Origin of the sequence: Flavobacterium ajazii (genome assembly GCF_010614725.1) — a bacterium.
In the GTDB taxonomy this organism is placed as follows: domain Bacteria; phylum Bacteroidota; class Bacteroidia; order Flavobacteriales; family Flavobacteriaceae; genus Flavobacterium; species Flavobacterium ajazii.
Genome location: NZ_JAAEHL010000009.1, coordinates 7,053 through 27,592 on the forward strand (window position 1 = coordinate 7,053; position 20,540 = coordinate 27,592).

The 20,540-nt window shown below is 39.7% G+C and carries 1 protein-coding gene; it reads right to left on the reverse strand.

Translation table 11 applies throughout. The features are described from left to right. Positions 1-26: 26 nt before the first annotated feature. The gene (locus tag GWR14_RS16390; RefSeq protein WP_163410160.1) at positions 27-20,468 is read right to left on the reverse strand and encodes a PKD domain-containing protein; all 20,442 of its coding nucleotides are present in this window, start codon (positions 20,466-20,468) and stop codon (positions 27-29) included. Between the last annotated feature and the right edge of the window lie 72 nt (positions 20,469-20,540).

Genomic DNA, 20,540 nt, shown 5'->3' on the forward strand with positions numbered 1-20,540 from the left:
TTATCATTTTTTATATAGTGCATATATCAATTATTTCCTGATAAATACAGGTATCCTGTTTTGCTTACGGGTTCATTTAAATATGTTGTGTAAGTAATAACATAGAAATACGTACCGTCTGGTAATCCTTTTTGTTTAGCGACAGTTGCCCTTCCTTCAGAAATTCCTCTAAAGGCTACTGCATCATTATCGTAACCGTAAGCATCATAAACTAAAACTCCCCAGCGATCATAAATTTGTACATAAGCATTTGGATAACATTCGATTCCGTCGATTTTAAATACTTCGTTTTTACCATCACCATTTGGAGAAACAGCATTATGAATTGTAACCAGACAGGCATTTAAAGGCAATACTGTAGGATCATCTTCCAGATTAGAATTATCATCAGAAAGATCTGTTGCCATTACTCCGTCCGGACTTACAGACTCTGCAACGGCCTGATTTTCTACTTTTCCTAATTCAATATCTGCTGCTGTTAAAACATAAGTTCCTGTAAATGCAGTAGTATTTGTTTCTCCTTGTTTCAAAATAATTGGACCACCTGTTATTTTCATTCCGGGTTTAGGATCTTTTACAACAACATTTACCAAAACAACATTTCCGGTATTGGTTACAGTAAAACTGTAAGTAACAGTTTCTCCAATTTCTGCATAACCATTTTTGTTTTCATCATTAAATAATGCCGTTTTAATGACTGCGATTGATGGCTGAAGTGTTAAGTCAATTACTGTCGGGTCATCATCACCTGGCAAAGTAGGATCTGTACTGTCTGAAACATCTGTAACAGGATCTCCTTGCGGATCATCTCCAATAGCCAGCGCCGTATTAATTACCTCTCCGTTTGCAACATCAGCCACAGTAACCGTATAAGATGCTGTTGCGGTTCCTGTTGCGCCTGGTGCCAATGTACTTGGTGTCACGGTGATTGAACTGGATGATAACATTGGATCTGTAATCTCAACATTGGTCAAAATAACGTTTCCGGTGTTTCTTACTGTGAAGTTATAGTTGATTACAGAACCAACTCCTCCACTGCCGGTCAATTGTCCGCCTTTAATTAATGTTAATTCTTTAAACTGAGTAACAGGTGTAACTGTCGGATCGTTATCCCCAATAAGAGTTGGATCATTACTATCGGATAAATCCTGAATAGTACTTCCTGTGACAGGCTGAGCGGTAACCAAAGCCTGATTTACGACAAAACCTAAATTGATATCAGCTTGTGTCAGAATGTAAGTCCCTGTATAAGCTGTCACATTCACCTGACCTACCGCAAGCGTAATCGGACTTCCTGAAATGGTTGCTTTTGGATCTGTAACCGTTACATTGTTTAGATTTATTGTTCCTGTATTGGTAATACGGAAAGAATAACGAATCAACTCTCCAGGCTGTGCATAACCATCTCCGTTTGTATCTGAGAAAACTCCTTGTTTAATTAATGTAACAGATAGCTGAACTACAGTTATTTTTATAACTGCCTGATCGCAGTTTGTCGCATTCAGATTTTCACAAATTTGATACACAATAGTATAAATACCTGATGATGTGCCGGCAGGAACATTTACCAATCCTGTAGCAGTATTTAATACAGGAACTGCTCCTCCTGAAATTGCATCAGCAGGTGACAAGACACTAATTGTAATTTGTGATAAAGCTGGTGTCGCATTATCTAATAAATCGTTTGTTAAAACATTTGCAACATTTACAGCTCCGTCCAGCCCGTTAATTCCCGTTGCGGAATCGTCATTTGCAATAATTGATCCTGAAACAACCGTTACAATAATATCTGCCTGGCTGCAATTCGTTGGATTTAAAATTTCACAAATTTCATATCTGATTGTATATGTTCCGCTTGGCGTACCTGCCGGAACACTTACACTTCCGTTAACAGTATTCAATGTTGGAACAGGTCCCGCATTAATTGGTGTTGCCGGCGTCACAACATTCATAGTGATTTCAGCCAATTGAGCTGCAACTCCATTAAGATTATCATTTGTTATGGCATTAATCACATTAGCCTGACCCTCAAAGCCATTGATGTTTAGCACTGTATCATTATTTGCTTCGATTGCAGTCGCTGTAACGGTAATGAATACCATTGCATCATCAAAATTTGACGGATTTAAATTCTCTGTAATTCGATACTGAATTCGATATATTCCTGCTGGTGTTTGAGGAGGAACACTTACAATTCCGGTAGCAACATCTAAAACCGGCACATTTGGGCTGCCGTTTACAGGATCAGCAGGATCCAGAACCGTAATGGTAATCTGACTGATGTTAATAGCCACTTTTGCTTTTTTAGACGTAATCGAAGAATCATCAAAAGAGTCGTTACTTAAAACATTCAGTGCATTTACAGATCCTGTATACCCATTTACATTAAGATCAATGTCGTTATTAGCTACAATTTGTGCAGCATTTACCTGAATTACAATATCTGCCTCACTACAATTTGCAGGATTTAATTTTTCGCAAATACTATAATGAATCGTATATGTTCCTCCTGAAGTTCCTGCCGGTACATCTACCCTTCCGTTTGTTATATTTAATACCGGAACAGGGTTTCCTGATACATAATTTGCAGGTGTTGTTGTAGTTATTGATGAAATATTAATTTGAGACAACTGAGCTGCTGCCCCGTTTAACAAGTCATTTGTAATTGCATTTACCACATTGGCTGCGCCGGTGTATCCGTTAATGTTTGCTGCATTATCATCAACTGCAAGAATTAATGGGCTTATGACTGTAATATAAACAGTCGCATCATTACAATTCGCAGGATTCAATTTTTCACAGATATGATATTTAATTTCATAATTTCCTGCCGGAGTACCTGCCAAAATACTTACTTTTCCGGTAAGAGGTTCTAATACCGGAACTGGTCCACCGTTGATTGGCGCAGCCGGAACATCTACAGAAACAGTAACATTGTTTAAAGTTGTTAGTGCGCCATTAAGCGTATCATTTGTCAAAACATCAAGAGCATTATTGGTAGCTACATAACCGTTGATATTTGTCAATGTATCATCATTGGCTTCTATCGCTGGCGTGTCAACTACAATTGTAATAATAGCCGTATCACTATTCAATAAAGTTGTTGCTTCTCTAAGTGTGTATGTAATTGTATAAATTCCTGCAGTTGTTCCCGCAGGTACATTCACAATTCCCGTTGCAGCATCTAATACCGGAACAGTACCTCCATTTATTGGTGTCGCCGGAAGAACATTTGTAATAAGAACATCTGCCGGATTTACCAATATGCCGTTTAAAGTATCGTTATCCAAAGCATTTAAGGCATTTGTAGTTCCTGTAAATCCATTGATTCCGGATGCATTATCATCGACAGCATCAATTGCTGCAGGTACAACTCTGATTCTTATTACAGCTTCGTCACAATTTAACGGATTTAATTTTCCACAGATTTTATATCCGATAAAATAGTCTCCTGCATGCGTGCCTGGTGGAACATCTACATTTCCGGTAAGAACATTAAGCACAGGAACCGGAGCGCCGTTAATTGAAGTTGCCGGAGTAAGTAATGTACCGCTGAAATTTGAGAAGTTTACCGGATTTCCATCTAAGATATCATTATCATAAGCGTTCAATACATTATTTACTCCCGTATTACCGTTAATGTTATCTACAAAATCATCATTGGCAATAATTGGCGGTTCAATTACGAGTATGGTAATAACTGCTTCATCACAATTTAACGGATTTAGTCTGTCGCATAAAGCATATCGTATTTGATAAACTCCCGCCGGAGTACGTTCAGGAATCGATACAAGTCCTGTTGCAGGAATCAAAAACGGAACGAAACCTCCATTAATAGGAGTTGCCGGAGATATTACTGTTCGTAATACCAAATCTAAATCACTCAAAGGCGATCCGTCATATCTGTCATTGCTTGTCATCGCATTCAATACGTTTGGAGCTCCAAGATATCCGTCAATATTTGTAATCGTATCGTCTTCGGCAACAATTTGTGGTTGGTCTACAACCACATAAATTGAAGCAGTACTACAGTTAGCAGGATTTAATTTTTCGCAGATTTCATATTGAATGATATAGGTTCCTGAAGATGTTAATAATGGAACATCTACATTTCCTGTAATGGTGTTCAATACCGGAATATTTCCGTTAATAGAAGTCAAAGGAACAATAGTACCAATATGGCGAATATTTACCTGAAGTAACGAAACCGATACACCATTCAGCTGGTCATTTGTCAAAGCATTTACCACATTGTTTCCGCCTCTGTATCCATTAATGTCCTGTGCAAAATCATCATTGGCAACAATACCGGTAGCCAAAACTGTAATTACAATATCAGCTTCACTACAATTTGAAGGATTCAGTTTTTCGCATATTCTGTAATGAATAGTATAAGTTCCCTCTGAAGTTCCTGCTGATACATCTACGCTTCCGTTTGTTTCATTTAATACCGGAACAGGGTTTCCTGCAACATAATCAACAGGTGTGGCTGTACTTATTGAAGTAATATCAATTGCTGCTAAATCAATATCCAAACCATTCAGTCTGTCATTTGTAATAGCGTTGACCACATTACTGGCTCCAACAAATCCATTAATATTACTTGCAGAATCATTATTGGCAATAATACCAGGAGCAATAACATTGATAGTAATAACTGCTGTGTCAAAGTTGGTCAGATTCAGATTTTCACTCAATCGGTATCCAATCGTATATGCTCCTTCTGCCGTACCAGCTGGAACACTCACATTTCCGGTTGCTGCATCTAATACCAGAATTGCCCCTCCGTTGATTGAAATGGCCGGAACAATATTACCGATAGTAACTTGCGAAGAAATTACTGCAACTCCGTTTAAGATATCGTTTGTTAATGCGTTTACAACATTAACTGCACCTGTAAATCCGTTAATATTTGAAACAGAGTCATCAACAGCATCAATTGTTGCTCCAACTACTATTATAGTAGCGACAGCATTATCACAATTCAATGGATTTATTTCCTCACAAATATGATATTCTATTGTATAAGTACCCGCCGGAGTACCTGCCGGAATACTTACTATTCCGGTTAACGGTTGTAAAACAGGAACAGGACCAGCATTGATTGGTGATGCCGGAGTATCAACTGTAATATCAACTTTTGTTAAATCTGTTACTGCTCCGTTAAGTCTGTCATTTAATAAAACATCAATAGCATTAGGTGTAGCAACATAACCATTTACATTGGTCAGAATATCATCATTGGCTACAATAACCGGAGCTTCAACGGTAACGGTTATTACACCATCATCACAATTGGTTGGATTTAGTTTTTCACAAATGCGGTAACCAATACTGTAAACTCCTGCAGTTGTTCCTGCCGGAATACTTACCAAGCCTGTTGTGGTGTTTAATATCGGAACCAATCCGCCGTTTATTGGAGTTGCAAAACTGGTTACTGTCGTGTTGATTTCAGCAAGTAATGCAGGATTGCCATTCAAAGTATCGTTGCCTATTGCATCCAAAACATCTACTCCACCCACATAGCCATTGATTCCTGAGACAGCATCATCATTCGCCACTATTGCCGATACAATGACTGGAATGGTAATCGTTGCCTGATCACAATTGGCAGGGTTTAAAGTCTCACAGATTTTATAGGTAATGATATAAGTCGCTGCCGGAGTATTCGCCGGAACACTTACTATTCCTGTTGCTAAATTCAAACTTGGAACCGGTCCGCCTGATATTGGAACTGCTCCGGAAACAATCGTTCTGGTAATCTGGCTCAATACCAAAGCTGATCCCTTCAGGGTATCATTTGTATAAGCATTTAATGCATTGGCTGTTCCGGTTTTTCCGTTTACCGAAGCAGATACATCATCAACAGCATCAATTACAGGAAGCGATACCTGAACCAGAATCGTAGCCTGATCACAATTTGTTGGATTTAATTTTTCACAGATTTCATATACAATCGTATAAGCTCCCGCTGGTGTATTCGCCGGAACACTTACATTACCTGTATTTGGATTAAACACCGGAACTGGACTGTCAGTAGCAGAAAGAGCAGGTTTAATAATCGTAGTTTCTATTTTTGAAAGTACTAATGCAACTCCATTAAACGTATCATTAGCATAAGCATTTATCACACTTGTATTACCTGAGTAGCCATCAATACCGGTTACCATTTCATCATTGGCTTCAATTGGTGCTGCCGTTACCTGAATTCGCACAATTGCATTATAACAGTTTGTCGGATTCAATCGTTCGCACAATTGATAACCAATTGTATAGGTTCCGACCGGAGTTCCTGCAGGTACACTGACTATTCCCGTTGCAGCATCCAATAAAGGAACATTAGCTCCCGGAAATCTTGGTGAAGCAGGATTTATAATCACAGCTTTTACTAACGCATTGGTAACAGTAGCCCCATTAAAAGTATCATTCCTTAAAAAGGCATTAGCCACATTCAGATTTCCTTCATAACCATTTATTGGTCCTAAGAAATCATCATTGGCAATAATTGGAGCTGCAGCCACCTGAACTAATACCGTGGCAATATCACAATTCGCCGGATTTTGTTTTTCACAAATTTGATATTCTATAGTATAAGCTCCTGCCGGTGTTCCTGCCGGCACTGATACCGAACCGCTGCTTAAGTCTAAAGTCGGAACTAATGCTCCTGCTGTTAATGGAATTGCCGGATTAATCAATGACAAATTGATTTGACTTATTGAAACAGTACTTGCATGTAACCTGTCATTGCTTAAGACATTGATAATATTTGGATTATTATTCGTTCCGTTTACAATTGCAGGCGTATCATTTACTGCATCAATAACAGGAGGCACAACAATAACGGCTATCGAAGCATTGTCACAATTAGCTGGATTCAGTACTTCACAAATTTGATAATTAATTAAATAATTACCCGCTGAAGTTCCTGCCGGAACAGATACTAATCCGGTTGTGGTGTTTAGAACCGGAACCTGACCACCATTTATTGCTGTGGCAGTTTGGGTAACGTTTATAGTAATTTGTGAAAGATTTATTACTGCCCCATTTAATCTGTCATTCGTGATGGCATTCAGGACATTATTGGCACCTACAAAGCCATTAACTCCTGTAATGGCGTCATTGTTAGCTACTATAGCCGGGCTGGTAACCGAGATATAAGCAATTGCCGTATCGCAGTTGGCCGGATTTAGTTTCTCACAGATTTGATATTCGATAGTATAAACTCCTTTGGCAGTGCCTGCAGGAACAGAAACTTGTCCCTTAGCACTATCTAATACCGGAATTTGTCCTCCGTTGATCGCAATTGCTGGCTGCACCACACTAATTGTAATGTCGCCAAGTACAACCGGACTCAGATTCAGGTTGTCATTTGTGATTACATTTACCACATTTGCAGCACCTGTAAAGCCATTGATTCCTGTAACAAGATTGTCATTGGCTTCAATTGGAGCTGCCATAACTCTGACTGTAATTAAGGCATCATCACAATTCGAAGGATTCAGTTTTTCACAGATTTGATATCTAAAAGTATACAATCCTGCTGGTGTTCCTGCCGGTACGCTTACAATTCCAGTTGTCGAATCAAACGCCGGAATTCCTACTCCTGGAATTGGTGACGGTGAATTGATAATGCTTACATTCACTTCGCTTAGAATTAAACCAGCACCATTTAAAGCATCATTATCAAATGCATTAAGTACATTGGCTAAACCTGTTTTACCATTTACAGGTAAAATTCTATTGTCATCATTGGCTACAATTGGAGGTGGAAGCACGTCTATTACTGCCGTAGCAATATCGCAGGAAGCTGAATTTAAGATTTCGCAAATTCTGTAGGTAATAAAATATTTTTTAGCCGGTGTTCCTGCCGGAATACTTATCAGTCCCGTTGTTGTATTTAATACCGGAACCGGAACTCCTCCCACAGAAACTGCAGGCATTACAACTGAGATTGAAATGTCTTTTAATTCCGCAGGAAACCCGCCAACTTCATCATTTGCAATGACGTCTAAAGCGTCAACTGCACCTATATATCCGTTAATTCCTCCAACTGCATCATTATTAGCAATTATAGTTGATGCGCCTACATTTACTTTTATGCTCGCACTATCGCAATTAGCTGAATTTAAATTTTCACATATCTGATAAACAATTGTGTAACCTCCTGCTGTTGTTCCCGCAGGTACAGATACCATTCCTGTTGCAATATCCAAATACGGAATTTGTCCTCCCGAAATTGGAACTGCCGGGTTTAATACCGAAATTGTAATATCTGATAATGAGACAGCTGTTCCATTTAGTGTATCATTTGTAATGGCATCTAAAACATCACTGGCTCCCGTAAATCCATCAATTCCTGATACTGTATCATCATTTGCAACGATTTGTGCCGCAGTTACATCGATAGTGATAATTGCATCATCACAATTGGCTGAATTTAAAATTTCACAAATTCTATACGTAATGGTGTAGCTTCCAACTGGTGTGTTTGCAGGAACATTTACTTGTCCTGTAGCAGTATCCAATACCGGAACCGGACCTCCTAATGAAGTTGCAGGAGTTACTTCTGTAATTTGAATTTCTGCAAGCTGAACAGGTGATCCATTCAAATTGTCATTGTTAATTGCATTGATGACATTCGACGCTCCTGTTAATCCGTTTATATTAGAGACAAAATCATCCTGTGCTTCAACTACTGCAGGGTTTACTGTAATTGTTATTGTTGCATCATCACAATTTGATGCATTTAATGTTTCACAAATTCTATATACAATCGTATATGTGCCCGCAGTAGTTCCGGCCGGAACAGATACAAATCCTGTCGCAGTGTCCAATACCGGAACAGCTCCGCCTAATGAAACTGCCGGAGTTACTATGCTCATATTAACTTCTGCAGCCACTACATTGGTTCCGTTTAACATATCGTTCTGACCTGCATTCAAAATGTTCGATGCGCCTGCATATCCATTTATTCCGGTTACCGAATCATTAACAGCATCAATCACTGGTGCGGCAACGGTAATCGTAATTTTGGCATTATCACAATTTGAAGGGTTTAATTTATCACAAATCTGATATCCAATTTCATAAGTCCCTGCCGGTGTTTGGGCAGGTACATCTAAATTTCCTGTAAGCGTATTTAAGACTGGAACAGGTCCTCCATTGATAGGGATTGGAGATGTAAGTATAGAAATTTGTACATCTAATGCTTTTGCAGGGAGCGCATTTAATAAATCATTATTAATCGCATTAATCACATTCGAAGCTCCGGTATAACCATTTACATTTAATACTGAATCATCATTGGCTGTAATAATTGGTGCTATAACAGTAATGGCGACATTGGCATTATCACAATTGGCAGGATTTAATTTATCACAAATACTATATTCAATAAGATAACTTCCTGCCGGAGTGCCTGCCGGAACATTTATTCTTCCCGTATTTGTATTTAAAACAGGTACAAGTCCTCCGCTAATTGGAGTCGCTGGCTGGACAATGCTCAAATTAACATTGAATAACTGAACCGGCTGTCCGTTGAGCGTATCATTTGGCAGAACATCCAAAACATTATTTGCACCTGTCATTCCGTTTATATTCGTTACCAAATCATCATTAGCTACAATTGCCGGAGCATCAACGGTTATGGTTATTGTTGCATTATCACAATTGGCAGAATTTAATTGTTCGCACAATTGATAATCTATCGTGTAAACGCCTGCTGGAGTTCCTGCAGATACGGTAACTTTTCCGGTGGCAGTATTCAATGTTGGTACTAATCCTCCATTTATTGAAACCGCTGGCTGTACTATTGAAATAACAGTTTCTGATAAAACCGCTGGCTGTCCGTTTAACAAATCATTCGTCATTACATCCAAAACATCATCGGCTCCTGTAAAACCATTAATATTATTGACAGTATCGTCATTGGCAACAATAGAAGTTGCCCCAACAGAAATTGTGATTCTTGCATCGTTGCAATTCGCCAGATTTAATATTTCACAAATGCGATAATCTATAAAATAATTTCCTGCCGATGTACCCGCCGGAACATTCACCTGCCCTGTTACGGTATCTAAAAATGGTACAGCCCCTTCGTTTATTGAATTGGCAGGGGTAATAACCTGAGTCTGAATCTCGCTTATATTTACAGCGCTGTTATTTAAGGTGTCATTGGTAAGGGCACTCAGAATATTCGATTGACCTGTGTAACCATCTATCCCGCTTATGGTATCGTCATTGGCAACAATTACAGGAGCTACAACCGTAATACTAATAGTAGCCTGATCGCAAACTGTCGGATTTAGTTTTTCGCAAATTTGATACACAATAGAATACGTTCCTGCCGAAGTTCCTGCCGGCACATTTACCAATCCTGTTGCAATATCCAGTTCCGGAATATTTCCTGTACCGATAGCTGTTGCAGATGTAATAACTGTCAGGTTCACCGTTGTTAATGAAGCAGGAAATCCTGTTATCTCGTCATTTGTTAATGCATTAACCACGGCATTTGCTCCAACATAACCATTTATATTTGTTGCCTCATCGTTATTTGCAACAATTGTTGAAGCACCAACCCCTACTTTTATCGTGGCAATATCACAATTACCGGAGTTCAGGTTTTCACAAATACGATAGACAATTGTATAAGTTCCTTCTGTAGTTCCCGGTGGCACATTCACTTGTCCAGTTGTAATGTTCAAAATAGGTACATTTCCTCCTAACGAAACTGCCGGAACGACTACGCTAAGTGTAATTTCTGACGGATTTACCAAAGTACCGTTTAAAGTATCATTTGCTAAAGCTGCGACCGCATTAGCCTGTCCCAATAAACCATTTACATTGGTTACTGCATCATTTACAGCATCAATTATTGGAGGGTTTACAGTTATTGAAGCTGTAGCTGTGTCACAATTTGTTGGGTTTAATTTTTCGCAGATTCTATATACAATCGTATAGTTTCCTGCTGTGGTTCCTGTCGGAATACTTATTAATCCGGTTGTCGTATTTAATGTTGGAACTGCTCCCCCGTTTATAGATACTGCCGGAGTAACAACAGTCATATTAATTTCTGAAAGTGTTACTAAAGTTCCGTTTAAAGTATCATTCGGAATCACATCCAGAGCGTTTGCTGATCCCGTATAACCGTTTATTCCGGAAATTGTATCATCATTTGCAACTATTGATGCTCCTGTCACATTTACCGTTATGGTTGCTTGGTCGCAATTGTCAGGATTCAGGTTTTCACATATTTTATAGGTTATGGTGTAAACTCCCGCCGGTGTATTGGCAGGAACACTTACGTTTCCGGTAACAGTATTTAGTGCCGGAACTGGTCCTCCAAGAATTGGTGAAGCCGGAGTGACTACTGTTCTTGTTATTTCACTTAAAATCAAAGAAGCCCCGTTTAAACTATCATTTGAATAGGCATTCAATGCTGATAATGCTCCGGTTTTTCCATTGATTGATGATGAAACATCGTCATCAGCTATAATTGGGGCCGGCGCCACTCTAATTGTAATTAATGCGACATCCTGATTATCCGGATTTAAATTTTCAGTTAGCAAATACTCTATTGAATAATCATCTGCAGGAGTACCTGCCGGTACACTTACTATTCCTGTATTGACATCCAAAACCGGAACCAAAGCTCCCGGAGTTACCGGAACAGCAGTATTAAGTATTGTTGGTGTTACAAATGCAAGATCAACTACTTTTCCGTTAAAAGTATCATTGCTGTAATAAGCATTTCCTACGTTTGAGTTTCCTACATAACCGTTAATTGGTCCGGCATTATCGTCATTTGCAATTAATGGCGCTGCAATTACAGTAACAGTTGCAAAAGCATTATCACAATTGGAAGGATTTAATTTTTCACAAATCTGATAATTGATAGAATAGGTTCCCGATGGAGTCCCTGCCGGAACACTAACAATGCCATTTGCCACATCCAGAACCGGAACTAATGCTCCAGGTGTTTTTGGCGTAGCACCTGCTATTTGGGTTAAATTAATCTGACTGATTGTAAAAGTAGCTCCGTTTAAACTGTCATTTGAAAGAACAGTCATTACATTCGGATTTCCATCAACGCCACTTACAGGACTTGCCGAGTCATCAACTGCATCAATATTGGGAGCTACTACCGGAATCACAATCGTAGCGATATCGCAATTAGCAGGATTCAGTTTTTCGCAAATTTGGTATTCTATCGTATACGTTGATTCCGGAGTTCCTGCAGGTACAGAAACAGTTCCTGTTGTAGTATTTAATGTCGGAACAGGCGCGCTTCCTATTGAAACTGCAGGGGTTACAACAGTAATAGTAACCTGAGAAGCAAGAACAGCATTACCATTCAGCTTATCATTTGTTAAAGCATTAATAGCTAATGGTCTTCCAATAAAACCATTCACATTCGGAGTCACCACGTCTGCCACCGCATCTATTAAAGATTGGGTTACCTGAACCGTTTCTGTAGTAGAAGAGCAATTGGACAGATTTGCTTTTTCACAAATGGTATAATTAACCGTATAAGTTCCGGCTGGTGTTCCCGGGGCAATTGTTATTAATCCTGTGGCTGGATTTAAATTTATCTGAGGAGATGAAGCAAAATTGACTGTTATATTTACCGTTAAAAGTGATGCCGGATTTCCGTTTAAGGTATCAGATCCTAAAACTGTAGTTGTATTTCCGCCAGTTGCTCCATTTATAGAAGCATATACTTCCGGATTCGCACAGATTCTTTTATTAACAGTAAAATTAGTTCCCTGAGAAACACAGGTACTGGCTCCTATTTTTCTAACGGTTATGGTTTTAACACCATCTGTCAAACCGCTAAAAGTACTACTTGCCTGATAGCTCGTACCGCCATTTATTGAATATTCAAAGCCAGTTCCTTCTGCAGGAGAAGTGATTATTATTGTTCCAGTTGCAATACTGCAATCAGGCTGTTGAGTCACGGTTCCAACTGGTTTTGCAGGTTGTGCTGAAATAGTTAAGGTAACTGTATTTGATAAAGTTTCACAGCCCGAAGTTCCTTGAGATATCACAACTCTGTAATATCGTGTTGTTGTAGTGTTAAAAACAGGAGTTGTATAATTAGCTGTTGTTCCGCCTGTGCCATCTGTAACATTGGCAAAAAGCCCCGTTATTACAGTGGCAGTCTGCCATTGATATTGCACTGCTCCAAGACTTGAATCTCCTGATGCAGCAACACTAAAAGCATAATTATTCCCCACACAAATTGCTCCGTCCTGAGGTTGTGTCGCAATAATTGGATCATCTACCACTGTTACGGTTGCCGGATCAGAAATTACAGTTGTACAACCATTTCCCGAAGCACTAACCTGAACTCTGTAATAAGTAGTTGCCGTTAAAGCCGGTGTTGTATAATTGGCACTTACAGCTCCTGAAATATCCGTATAGGTTCCTCCTAATGTTGATGCTGATTGCCATTGATATGTTAATGATGGCGTACCATTCGAAGCAATTACAGACAAATCGTAAGTCCCTCCCTGACAAACAGAACCATCTGCAGGTTGTGTAGTAATTGAAGGATCAGGAATCACAGTTACTGCCACGACATCAGAAGTTAAACTACACGTTGGTGTTAATGAAGTTACTATTGCTCTGTAATAAGTGGTTGCAGTTAATGCCGGAGTTGTATAACTGTCTGAATTGGCAGAACCAATAGCCGTCCATCCGTTTACGCCATCAGTAGAACTCTCCCATTGGTAAGCAAAAGTCGCTGTTCCTCCATTTGCAGAAGCTGTCAAAGAAACCGTTGCAGTACCTCCCGAACAAATTGGATCTGGTGCGACAGGCTGTACATTAATATCTCCAATATAAACAGTCGCAATATTTGAAATGATATCATCACAACCAGAGCCTGAATTAGCAATGACAACCCTAAAATAACTGGTAGCTGAAAGGTTTGAAGTTGTATAAGTATCTGATGTTGCTCCGCTTATATCAGCATAAGTTCCTCCTAATGTTGGTGCTGACTGCCATTGGTATGAAAAAGAACCAGAACCTCCAGAAGCTGCTACAGAAAGCGTTGCTGTTCCGTTTTTACAAATTGTAGTATTGCCAACTGGCTGTGTTGTAATAATTGGATCCGGAATCACAGTGACCTCAACCTCAGCAGAAGTAATCGTAGTACAACCATTTCCGGAAGCTGAAACAAGCACCTGGTAGTAAGTGGTCTGTGTTAAATTTGTTATGTCTAAAGTACTATTCGTAGCACCTGAAATATCTGTAAATCCAGCTCCCGAAGTCGTACTCGATTGCCATTGATAAGTTAATGACGGAGTTCCATTAGAAGCCTGAACGCTTAACGTAAAATCTCCTCCTGTACAAATAGTGCCTCCCAAAGGCTGTGTATTTATTGTCGGATCAGGAACAACGGTTGCAGTTACTTCATTAGAAGTCAAGGTGCAACTGGTTGCTGAAGAAGTGACTATAACCCTAAAATTAGTGTTTACTGTTAAAGCATCAGAAGTAAAATTGGCTGTAGTTGCCGTTGGATTTGTTTCATCTGTAAAACCTGAACCTGAATCGCTTTGCCATTGATAACTTAATACTCCTGCTCCTCCATTTAATGAGGCTGAAATGCTTAAACTTACAACGCCTCCAACACAAATATCTGCCGGTGTTACAGGCTGTGCTGTAATTGTTGTAACAAATACCGGAACAGCATCTGAATAGGTTTCACAGCCATTTAACGCCTGTGTAATTCGTACTCTGTAATATAAATTTGAAGTTAAAGCTGTTGTTGTATAAGTGTCTGTTGTTGCTCCTGTTCCTCCTGAAACATTCGCCCAGCCAGATGATCCGTCAGTTGAACTCTCCCATTGATAGGCTAAAGCACCTCCTGAAACATCTCCTGAAGCAACAACATTCATAGTATGTGTTCCGCCAGAACATATTGTATTTCCAACCGGCTGCTGGGTAATAAGAGGATCCGGAATTACATCTGTCAAAACACTCGCAGAAGTTGCCAAACCACAGCCGTTTCCGGTAGCTGAAACTTCTACTCTGTAATATGTATCATTTGTCAGTACTGGTGTAGTATAAGTGCTTGAATTTGCCCCGGATAGTAATGTAAAACTAATATTGTCTGAACTGCTATACCATTGGTAATCCAATCCCGGAGTTCCGCCTGTTGCTGTAACCGATAAATTGTAAGTTCCGCCTGTACATATAATTCCGCCCGTTGGCTCAACAGTTATTACAGGATCTGAAACAACATCGGCAGTAACACTATTTGAAGTCAAAGTACAGTTTGTTTCAGATGAAGTAACAACACATCTGAAATTAGTATCTGCCGTTAAAACATCAGAAGTAAAATTGGCTGTGGTTGCTGTCGGGTTCGTTTCATCAACAAAACCGGAGCCTGAGTCACTTTGCCATTGATAACTCAATGTTCCTGAACCTCCATTTAATGAAGCTATAATACTTATGTTTACTGTACCTCCAACACAAACTGGTGCAGGTGTTGCGGGTTGTGCTGTTATTGTGGTTACACTAACTAACGCCGGATCTGAAAAAGTTTCGCAGCCGCTTCCGCTTTGTGAGATTCTGACTCTAAAATATAAATTTGAAGTCAAAGTAGCTGTAGTGTAAGTATCGGTTGTGGCTCCTGTTCCTCCTGAAACATTTGCCCAGCCTGAACTTCCGTCTGTAGAGCTTTGCCATTGATAAGCAAGTGTACCGGCTAAAATATTGGTGGTTGTCGCAACTACGCTCATAGTATGGGTTGCGCCTGAACAAATTGTATTTCCTGCTGGTTGAGATGTTACCACAGGATCAGGAATAATCGTTAGTTTAGCAACATTACTTGTAATTTGAGTACATGAATTTGAAACATTAACTCTGTAATAATATTCGCCCGAAGTTAACGAACTGTCTGTAGTATAAGAGGCATTTGTCTGTCCCGAAATATCTGACCAGCCTGATATTCCATTTGCAGAACTTTGCCACTGATAACTATAAGGTGTCAGACTTCCTGAAGGTGTTGTGTTTAAAGTTAATGTACCGCCTTCGCAAATGGTTGAATCATTTGTTAAATCGGATGTTATTAAATCGGATGCTTTTTCAATATTTACTTCATCAGAATAAGGTGCACAGGAACCATTTGAAATCGTCCATTTCAACCTTGTTGTTCCAACAGAAATATTTGTAACGGTGGAATTAAAAGCATTTGGATTTGTTATAACAGCCGTATTCCCGGGGTTTAAAACAAATGTCCATGTACCTGTTGCTGTTAAAGGATCATTTCCGTTTAAAGTGGCTGATGATGTATTACAAATCGTTTGATCTGCTCCTGCATCTGCCAAAGGAGGCAATTCATTAATCGTTACTGTAACATCGCTGGAACTGGAAGGGCAGGTCCCGCTTGAAATAGTCCATCGAAAAGTATACATTCCAGATTGTGTTCCCAAAACAGATGTAGTTGGAGAAGCTGCATCTGTAAATACTGCCGTTGTAGGACCTGAAACTTGTGTCCATAATCCTGTTCCTGTTGTTGGAGTATTAGCATTTAGAGTTACGGCTTCAAATTGACATACTGATAGCGGAGTTCCTGCATTAGAAGTTGTCGGCAAAGGATCAACCGTTAAGGTCATATCATCAAAAAAAGTACAGCTAAGATTTGTTGCCGTCCAGCGTAACACATAAGTTCCGGCAAGAACTGGTGTGAATGTGGAAGTCGGACTTGCTGTATTGGAAAAAGTCCCGCCAACTGGTCCGCTAAACTTAGACCACGCCCCCGTTCCTACAGTAATATTGTTTGCAGCCAGATTTGCGCTTCCGGATACGCAAATGGTCTGGTCCGGTCCAGCATCCGGTGTGGTTAAATCGGCTGTTACTGTAATCTGAACAGTGTCGGTTGTTGGTGTACAAACCGATCCATTACTGACAGTCCAGCTAAAAATATAAATTCCTCCTGTCTGGGTCAAACCAGAAACAGTCGTTACAGGCATAATTTGAGAACTAAAAGTTACAGGTGTTGGTCCGGAAACCAGTTCCCATTTTCCGGTTCCAACTGTCGGAGGTGTTGCGGTAAGCTCTGTAGTTGAACCACAAATGGCATTATCACCTTCTGCAACAGCAGCTGATGGCGGCTGCGCATTTTCTATTCTTACCTGATCAGAGCTATTACAAGTTCCTGAACTTACTGTCCAGTTAAAAACATAAATTCCATACCCCGGATTTGCAAATATCGTATTAGGATTTGTATCATTAACAAAAGATCCTCCTGTCGGACCTGCTAAAACAGTCCATTTACCTGTTGTGCCAGGATCAAGAGGTGATGCTGATAATTGAATTCCTAATACACCGAATACGCTGGTAACATCACACAAAATCTGATCTGGTCCAGCATTGGGAGTCGTTGTTATTTGTCCGTTTACATCTACACTAATATCATCAGATGTTTCCGGGCAGGCACCTTCAGCCGCTATTGTGTATCTGAATACATAAGTGTCCGGAGTTAATCCCGTTACAGCTGCACTATTACTTCCTGTTGGTGTAATTGTTGGCGGAGTACTGCCTCCTGAAACATAACTCCAGGTTCCCGTACTGCCATCATTACCTGTTAAATAAAGAGGCCCTTCCAAACAAGTTGAATAATCAGATCCTGCAGCAGCTACTTCTGTTATTTTTATAGTTACCTGATCTTTACTTTCAGGGCAATATATTCCATTGTATGTTGTCCATTCTAAATTATATTCTCCTGTTATCAAATTTGATAAAGTTGAAGTTGCTGATCTTACATCAGAGAACACAGGCGAATTTGGTCCTGAAATTAATGTCCATCTACCGTTTCCAACTGCTGGAGGTGTTGCAGCCAGTGTAACACTATTTACATCACATACTGTTTGGTCAGGTCCTGCTATAGCCGTAGACGGCGCTTCGTTTATATTTAATTGTACTGTATCTGATGAGGCTGCACAAACACCTCTGGAAATTGTCCATTTGTATACCCATGAACCTGCTGTTAACCCCGTAATCGTTGTTGTTGGGCTTGTCGGACTGGTTATAACAGGCCCGTCTCCTCCACTCACAAATTCCCACAACCCTGTTTCTCCCACAGCAGGAGTATTTCCGGTTACCGTTACACTATCACCACATACATTTTGATCGTTTCCGGCTTGTGCAATAGTAACATCGGGCGCAATTGTAATGGCAACTGTATCATCTGCATCTGTACATCCCACATTCGAAACTGTCCATTTAAATTCATAATCTCCATCGCTTAAACCTGTAATAGTTGTATTATACTGACTGGGAGTTGTTATAGTAGCAGCAGCCCCCGAAGTCTGTGTCCACATACCAGTTCCGGGTGCAGGATCATTTGCTGCTAAAGTTATTGATGTAGTTCCGGCTGCAGCACATTGGTCGGGACCTGCATCGGCGGTAGCTCCTTGCGAATTATTAGTATTTACATCAACCATATCTGATGATGTACCGCAGCCGTTTTCAATTGTCCAGGTAAAAGTATAAACGGTATTTTGTGCTAAACCTGAAGCGATTGTATTAGGATCGTTTACATCGCTAAAAGTCACACCAGTATTTGGCGAAACTGTCCAGGTTCCGGTTTCACTGTTAACTACTGCATTTCCCTGCAACTGAACTGGTGTGCCATAACAAACAGACTGGTCATTCCCGGCATTTGCAGGAGTTGGTGTTACACTGGAAACTACAACTTCAGAAATACTTTGTGTAACCTCACATGCTGAACCTCCAGAAATAGTCCATCTAAATTCATATCGACCGTTTACTAATGACGAAACTGTTGTCGTTGGATCAGTTATATCTGAAAAAACTGCTGCTGAAGGCCCCGAAACCTGCGACCATTTTCCTCTTCCCCGGGTTGGAATATTTCCTGCCAAAACAGCTGATGTTAAATTACATGCCAAAATCTGTGTAGTTCCTGCATTAGAACCTGATGGCTGTGCCGAAACCACTATTGCTACATCATCATAAACGGTTTCGCAATGACTTCCGGGATCTGGATTTTTTATAACTCTTACAATATAAGTACCTGAAAATGTTAATTGATGTACAATAAAACTATTACCAGAAAAATTCACTAAAGGTGTTGGAAAGGAAGGATAAGGCGGATTCAAAATTGGATTTATAGCCGGACCATCCACGATTTGCCAGCTCATTTGCCCGCTACCTGTCGAAGTTACCGGAATTATTGCTTCGGAAACACCACAATCAAGAGCCTGATCAGGTCCTGCTGATATGGATATCAAATTTTCCAAAACAACTTTATGTGTCCCCGTTGATACACAGTTTGTTGTACTATTAGTCAGAGTGTATATGAAAGTATATGTTCCTATAGTATTCATTCCTGAAACAACCGTCGATGGAGAATTCGGACTTTCGATTGTTGCAGCCGGCCCACCTGTTTGTATCCATTGTACTGATTCATTTACATACAAAGGCACTGTACCCTGTAAAACAGTAGAAGTCCTCCCGTCACAGTAATATAAATCTGCATCTCCAACATTAGTGACATCTGCGGTTGGTGGCGGAACAGTAACAGTTACTTCATCAAAACCATTTGCACATGTGCCAGCAACTGTCCATCTAAAAACATACGTTCCTTCAACTAAACCGCTAACATTTGTATTATTATCATTTACATCCGAAAAATTAGGAACATTTGGTCCTGAAACCACTGTCCAGACTCCTTGCTGCTCTCCAGCTGTGTTTCCTCCAAAACTTCCATTCAGATTAACATTTTGGGTAGCCGAATAACAATTAGAGAGTGTAATATCAGCTCCGACAGTTACAGGTTCTACCCCTCCTAAAGTTGTAATCACAATTTCATCAAAAGATTCACAATTTGAAGCAGAATTTTCTATGGTCCATCTTAAAGTAGTAGTACCGGAAGTGGTGCCTGAAACAGTAATTGTTGTATTGGGAGAATTAGGATTATTAATCGTGATTCCGGCATTATTTGAACCAACAACACTCCATGTTCCTGTTTCAGATGCTCCGGGTACATTTCCGTTTAAGGCATACGTCCCCTGGCAATAGGTTTGGTCTGTATCTGCATTTGAAATTGTAATAGGCAAAACAGTAATATAAACATCATCAAAAACTGTTGAGCCGTCCGCACATTGAGCTGTTAATCTAAATCCATATGTATTTCCGGGAACTGCTCCGGTCACTAAGGTCTGAACTAAAGTTGGAATAGTAATATTGACTGCGCTTCCTGAAATCTGACTCCAAACCGGATCCTGTAAATAATCAAACCCAACATCTGCATTGGCCGTACCTAATAAATAAAACTGATCCGGAGGCAAAACCAATTGACCGCCAGGACACAATGACCTGTCTACATTTGCATTAACGGTACAATTTTGTGCAAATGAATATACAGGTAATATAAAAAGTATAGATAATAAAAATTTTCTAAGAATCTGAAAATCAACAAAAGTGTAAATTAATTTCATATACTTTTTGTTTTAAAATTTTAATAAAGAATACTACTTAATTACATAATCAAAGAGAAGTATAAATAAAGA